We start from the raw sequence: 6,000 nt of genomic DNA on the forward strand, positions 1-6,000 counted from the left end.
CGGGCCCGTCACCGGGCGGGCGGCGAGGCGGGCGGCCGGCTCACGATCCGCCGCCGGCCCGTCGCCTCGTCACCGTGCCGAACAGCCCCACCGAAGCGGCCACGAGCGCTGCGCCCAGCAGCCAGCCGCCCAGGACGTCCGACGCCCAGTGGACGCCCAGGTACAGACGGGTCAGGCCCACGCCGAGCACCGACACCGCGGCCGCCGCGGCAGCCGCGCCCAAGCCCCGTGCCCGTGCGCCGTACCGCCACAGCAGCCACACGAGCAGCCCGCACGCCACCGTCGCCGACAGGGCGTGGCCCGAGGGGAAGGCCGCGTAGTGGGCGGTCGCCACCGGGTCCGGCCAGCTGGGGCGGGCCCTGCCCACCGCCGCCTTGATGCCCTGCTGCAGGGCCGTGCCCAGGGCCGACGTCCCGGCGATCCAGGCGGCCGACAGCAGGTCGCGCCGCCGCAGGAGCCACAGGACCGCCAGGGCCAGGGCGGCGCGCATGGTCCACGGGTCCCACAGCCAGTCGGAGAGCACCCGGACGCACCGCGTCCAGCCGCGGTGCTCCACGGCCACCGGGTGCAGCCCGTCCGCGACGTGCCGGTCCAGCGAGACGAGCGGTTCCCACGCGCCCGCGACCAGGGCGAGCAGGACGCCGAAGACGGCCGCGAGGGCCAGCCCCGTCCGGACCGGCGCCGGGCGGGTGAGGAAGGGGGCGCGGGGGAGTGCGGGCGAAGGGCGGGAAGGGGCGTGCATCAGCAGATCCTCGCGCACGGGGGCCGCGGGGGCCACCACGCCTGCGATCCGCTCCGGACCGGGCCCGGCCCGGAGCGCGGCCGTTCCGGCGTGACGATCCGCTCCTGCGTCACGGCCCGCTCCTGCGTCACGGCCCGCTCCGGTGCTACGACCCCGACCGGGTCAGGACGCTGAGGCCCGGCACGAACGTCACCAGCAGCGGTACCGCGGGCACCAGCGCCGCAACCGCCGTCAGCCGCAGCCGCCGCGCCGCCGTCAGCCTCGGGGCGGGGGCCAGCAGGCGCTGCACCCGCGTCGGCACCTGCGAGAGCTGCGTCGGGCACGGGCCGAACACCCCGCGGTCCTCGTTCAGCTCCACCAGGGCGAGGGCCGTGGTCAGCCGGCCGAAGCGCCGCGACGCCGAGTCGTCCGCCGCCAGCTCCACCAGGTGGTGCACCTGGTCGCGGAAGGCGGCGAACACCGGGACCTGCGGGAAGCCGTTGGCCAAGGCCGAGGAGACGTGCAGCAGCCAGTGGTGCCGGGCGCGGGCGTGTCCCTGCTCGTGGGCCAGCACCGCATCGAGCCGGGAGCCCTTGAGGCGGCGGAGCGCACCGGTCGTGATCACCAGCTGCGGGGCGGCACCGCCGGGCAGCCACCACGCGTCCGGGCGGTCGCCCTCCAGCACCACGAGCCGGTCCCCGCCGGGCTCCTCGCCGGGCAGCCGGGGGGAGCGGACGAGCAGCTCCGCGCGCCGCTGCCGGCGGCGGGCGCGCGACCAGCTGATCTCGCGGGTCAGCATCGCGGCGGTCCACACGGCGCCGCTCGCCAGCGCCACGGCCAGCGGCGCGGCCCACGCGCCGTAGGCGGTGAGGGCGTAGGCCTCGACCACGCCGTGCGGAGCGATCCCGAAGACGTGCCCGCGCACGGCCTCCCAGGCCGCTGCGGCGCTCAGCGCCATGGCGAGCAGACAGCACAGCAGCACGGTGGCCACCGCGCACTGCCACACCCACAGGGCCACGACCGGTTCGCGGTCGGGCCAGTCGGAGCGGGTCAGCACGCGCGGCGCCAGCGCCGCGACCAGGGCGCCGAGGACCAGCAGCGCGAGCGGGACCATCATGGCCGTCAGCCTATGAGCGCCGCCGCACCCGCGGGTAGGTCCGGTGGGGGAAGTGACGCATGCCACGGGGTGCGGCTCACAGGGTCAGCAGCATCGCCAGCATGCCGATGCCCATGGACAGCCTGCAGGCGTGGGTGAGGTCCGGCCGGCCCGGCCAGGAGACCTGCCCGGCGGCCACGGTGACGGGGACGAGGACGGCCACCGTGCGCACGACGTACACGGCGAAGTACACCAGCAGCAGCCCCGTCAGCAGGGGCGTGCCGGCCGGGACATGGGCGGTCGCGTGCGTGGCCGCCGCCGCGCCCGTGTGTTCCGCCCGGCCGCCCATCGGCGTGCCCGCCATCGCCAGCGCCATGTAGACCATGGCGAACGCGCCCACGGCGTGGTGGAGATGGTGGGTGTCCGCGCGGCCGCGCGCCACGCCCAGCAGGGCGTGGGCGCCGGCCGCACCGAAGACGGCGGCGAACAGCAGCGCACCCCAGGGCCGCGTGTCCATGACGGCGGGCGGCACGGCCATGGCCGCCATGCCGAGCCCCATCAGGGCATCGCTCCCGACGGCCCGGCGCTCCGCCCCGGCACCCGCGCGGAGGCGCACCAGGCAGTACGCGCCCGTGGCGGCGCTCACCGCCACGAGCAGCCAGCCGATCAGCGGCGGTCCGTGCACGGCGCACCTCCCCGGACGTGCAGATCCACCTCCGGTTGATTCCCCCGGGGACGAGAGCACATGGGAGCGCACAGGCGCACAAGAGGAGCGCTGGGGCTTCGAATACGCGCCCGCGCACGCGCGGTGGCACGTCAGGGGCGCGTCAGGGTCCCGGCGGCGTTCCCCGGGGCCCGGGTTAGTGTGCACGTGGAGCCGGAACCGTACGGAGAGGACCTCAGGGACACGATGGAAACCACCAGCAGCACGGAGACGACCTTCCGGGACGCGACCGTCGACGACGTGCCCGTTCTCGTCGCGCTCGTCGAGTCGGCCTACCGCGGTGACGCGAGCCGCGCCGGCTGGACCACCGAGGCGGACCTGCTGGAGGGCCAGCGCACCGACCCCGACGGCGTCGAGGCCGTGGTGAGGGACCCGGACAGCCGTCTGCTCGTGGTCGAGCAGGGCGGCCGGATAGTCGCCTGCTGCCAGCTCGAACACCGCGGCACCCACGCGTACTTCGGGATGTTCGCCGTCAGCCCGCGGATGCAGGGCGGCGGGCTCGGCAAGGCCGTCATCGCCGAGGCCGAGCGGCTCGTCCGCGCAGACTGGGGCGCGACCGAGATGCACATGACCGTGATCAAGCAGCGGGACGAGCTCATCGCCTGGTACGAGCGGCGCGGCTACCGGCGCACCGGGCGGATGAGCCCGTTCCCGTACGGTGACGAGCGCTTCGGCGTCCCGCAGCGCGACGACCTGGAGTTCGAGCTGCTGATCAAGCAGCTGGGCTGATCACAGCCGGCCCGCCTCGACGATCCGCCGCAGGAACTTCCGGGTGCGCTCCCGGCGCGGTGCGCCGAAGACCTCGGCGGGGGTGCCGCGCTCCAGCACGACCCCGCCGTCGAGGAAGCACACCTGGTCGGCGACGTCCCGCGCGAAGCCCATCTCGTGGGTGGCCAGGACCATCGTCATGCCGTCCTCCTTGAGGTCGCGCACGACGCCCAGCACCTCCCCCACGAGCTCGGGGTCGAGCGCCGCGGTGATCTCGTCCAGGAGCAGCAGCCGCGGCCGGCCGGCGAGCGCTCGTACGATCGCCACCCGCTGCTGCTGGCCGCCGCTGAGCCGGTCCGGGTACTCGCCCGCCTTGCCGCCGAGGCCCAGGCGCTCCAGCAGCTCCCGCGCCCGCTCCTCGGCCTCCGCGCGGGCGACGCCGTGCACCCGCCTCGGCGCCAGCGTGATGTTGTCCAGCACGGTCATGTGCGGGAAGAGGTTGTAGGCCTGGAAGACGACGCCGATGCGGCGGCGGACGGCGTCGGGGTCCACGCGCGGGTCGGTGATGTCCTCGCCGTCGAGGAGGATAGCCCCGTCGTCGATCTCCTCCAGCAGGTTGGCGCAGCGCAGCAGCGTCGACTTGCCCGACCCGGAGGCGCCGATGAGTGCGGTCACCGTGTGCTGGGGGACCTCCAGGTCCACGTCGCGCAGCACGACCGTGCCGCCGAAGGTCTTGCGCACGGCTTCCATCCGCAGGACCACGGGCTGCGGGGCGGTGTCCGTCACGATGCTCATACGATCCCTCCCTGGGCGCGCCGGCGGTCCGTCCGTGCCGTGATCCAGTCGGTGAACCGGGTCATGGGGATGGTGAGGGCGACGAAGATCAGCCCGGCGACGACGTAGGGCGTGTAGTTGAAGCTCTTGCTGGAGAGGATCTGCGCCGCGTACACGGCGTCCACCGCTCCGGCGATCGAGACCAGGCCGGTGTCCTTTTGCAAGGACACCAGGTCGTTCAGGAGCGGCGGCACGACCCGGCGCACGGCCTGCGGCAGGATGACGTGGCGCAGGGTCTGCCGGGCGGTCAGGCCCAGCGAGCGGGCGGCGGCGCGCTGGCTGGGGTGCACGGACTCGATGCCCGCGCGGAAGACCTCGGCGACGTAGGCCGAGTACGTCAGGACCAGCGCCGTCCCGCCCAGCAGCACCGGATCGGTCGTCACGCCCTGCAGCCGCAGGGCCGGCACGCCGAAGACGACCATCAGCAGGCAGATCACGAGCGGCAGCCCGCGGAAGAAGTCGGTGTAGGCGGTGGCGAGCGCGCGCAGGGGGAAGAAGACCGGGCCGCGCAGCGTGCGGGCGACCGCTATCAGCAGGCCCAGGACGAGCACGGCCGCCCCGCAGACTGCCAGCAGGCGGAGGTTCAGCCACAGCCCTTCGAGGACCTGGGGCAGCGCCTCGCGCGCGTAGTGCCCGTTCAGAAACGTTTCACGGGTGCGCTGCCAGCCGGGCGAGTTGACGACGGCGAGGAACAGCACGGCGCCCGTGACCAGCGTGCTGCCCGCGGCGACGGCCGTGGCGCGGCGCGCCCGGGCGCGTTTGAAGCGCTCCCGCTCCAGGCGGCGCTCCGAGGGGGTGTAGGAGTCCTCTGCGGCTTCCTTCGTCAGGGACGGCGCGGTGCCCTCGGGAGCCGCGGCCGCCTCCCCGGAGCTCACTTCAGCACCGGGGCGTCGGCGGCCTCGGAGAGCCACTCCTTCTCCAGCCGCGCGAGCGTGCCGTCCTTGCGGAGGGAGTCCACGGCGCCGGAGACGCACGGGGTGAGGCGGCTGCCCTTGTCGAGGACGAAGCCGAACTGCTCGGGCTTGTCCCCCGCGCTGGCGAACTGGCCGACGATGCGGGCGTCCTGGACTTCGGCGGAGGTGATGTAGAAGGCGGTCGGCAGGTCGACGACGATCGCCTCCACCTGGCCGTTCTTGAGCGCGGTCTTGGCGTAGTCGTTCTTCTGGAAGACGGCCGCCGGACGGTCGGGCTTGATGACGTCGTTCACGACGTCGAGGCTGGTGGTGCCGACCTGGGCGCCGAGCTTGACGTGCTTGAGGTCGGCGGTGCTCCCGGCCTTGGCGGCGGGGGAGTCCTTGAGGGCGATGACCGCCTGGCGGACGTCGTAGTAGCCGGAGGAGAAGTCGACGGCCCGCTTGCGCTCGTCGCTGACGGAGATCTGGTTGACGTCGAGGTCGAACTTCTTGGCGCCGGGAGCCACGGCCGTGTTGAACGGCACGGTCTGCCAGACCACGTCGGCCCGGCCGTACCCGAGCCGCTCGGCCAGGGCGTAGGCGACGGCCGATTCGAAGCCCTTGCCGTTCGAGGGGTCGTCGTCACGGAACCAGGGGGCGTAGGCGGGCTTGTCGGTGCCGACGGTCAGCTTGCCGGGGGTGTGCGTGGCCAGTTTCCCCTTCGCGCAGGTGGCTGCAGACGGTGCGGTGGAGGACTTCGCGGCGCCGGATCCGGAGGCGGCGTCCGGCCCGGAGTCGTCCTGGGGAGCACAGCCGACGGCGGCCGAGACCAGGACGGCGAAGCAGGCGGCGAGACGGGCCGTGCGGCGGTGGGCGGCGGGCGCGGCCGGGGTGGCGGTGCGGCGCGGAGGCCGTTTGACGACGGGCATGGCGGGAGACTGGCAGCGTGATCATCGCCGTGTCCAGGGTGGGCCGCCGACCGTCCGCATAGCGGAAGACTGTTGCGATTTCATGAATTCACCGG

At 74.2% G+C, this 6,000-nt stretch carries 7 protein-coding genes; 1 reads left to right on the top strand and 6 read right to left on the bottom strand.

Translation table 11 applies throughout. The features are described from left to right. Positions 1-40: 40 nt before the first annotated feature. From ACSNOG_RS19625 to ACSNOG_RS19635, 3 genes are all read right to left on the bottom strand, one after another. Positions 41-742 (bottom strand): phosphatase PAP2 family protein, encoded by a 702-nt coding sequence (locus ACSNOG_RS19625; protein WP_436753964.1) that lies wholly within the window; start codon positions 740-742, stop codon positions 41-43. Positions 743-887: 145 nt separating this feature from the next. Then, on the bottom strand, positions 888-1,838 hold the full coding sequence (locus ACSNOG_RS19630; RefSeq protein WP_436753965.1) for a M56 family metallopeptidase: 951 nt from the start codon (positions 1,836-1,838) through the stop codon (positions 888-890). 76 nt (positions 1,839-1,914) lie between these two features. Next, entirely contained in the window at positions 1,915-2,502 is a 588-nt protein-coding gene (locus ACSNOG_RS19635) for a DUF5134 domain-containing protein (RefSeq protein ID WP_436753966.1), read from the bottom strand. A gap of 225 nt (positions 2,503-2,727) precedes the next feature. On the opposite strand from ACSNOG_RS19635, the gene ACSNOG_RS19640 reads away from it, so the two are divergent. Continuing rightward, positions 2,728-3,270 (top strand): GNAT family N-acetyltransferase, encoded by a 543-nt coding sequence (locus ACSNOG_RS19640; protein WP_436753967.1) that lies wholly within the window; start codon positions 2,728-2,730, stop codon positions 3,268-3,270. Here ACSNOG_RS19640 and ACSNOG_RS19645 read toward each other — a convergent pair whose 3' ends face one another. Genes ACSNOG_RS19645 through ACSNOG_RS19655 form a run of 3 tightly spaced genes read right to left on the bottom strand, consistent with a single transcriptional unit; the run spans position 3,271 to position 5,905 of the window. Further along, positions 3,271-4,044, bottom strand: a complete 774-nt coding sequence (locus ACSNOG_RS19645; RefSeq protein WP_436753968.1) for an amino acid ABC transporter ATP-binding protein — start codon at positions 4,042-4,044, stop codon at positions 3,271-3,273. Continuing rightward, entirely contained in the window at positions 4,041-4,910 is an 870-nt protein-coding gene (locus ACSNOG_RS19650; RefSeq protein ID WP_436753970.1) for an amino acid ABC transporter permease, read from the bottom strand. The genes ACSNOG_RS19645 and ACSNOG_RS19650 overlap by 4 nt, the downstream gene beginning before the upstream one ends. Before the next feature lie 44 nt (positions 4,911-4,954). Continuing rightward, positions 4,955-5,905: an ABC transporter substrate-binding protein gene (locus ACSNOG_RS19655; RefSeq protein ID WP_436753969.1), complete on the bottom strand. Its 951-nt coding sequence runs from the start codon at positions 5,903-5,905 to the stop codon at positions 4,955-4,957. Between the last annotated feature and the right edge of the window lie 95 nt (positions 5,906-6,000).

Source organism: Streptomyces sp. URMC 124, from assembly GCF_051386455.1.
Lineage (GTDB): Bacteria > Actinomycetota > Actinomycetes > Streptomycetales > Streptomycetaceae > Streptomyces.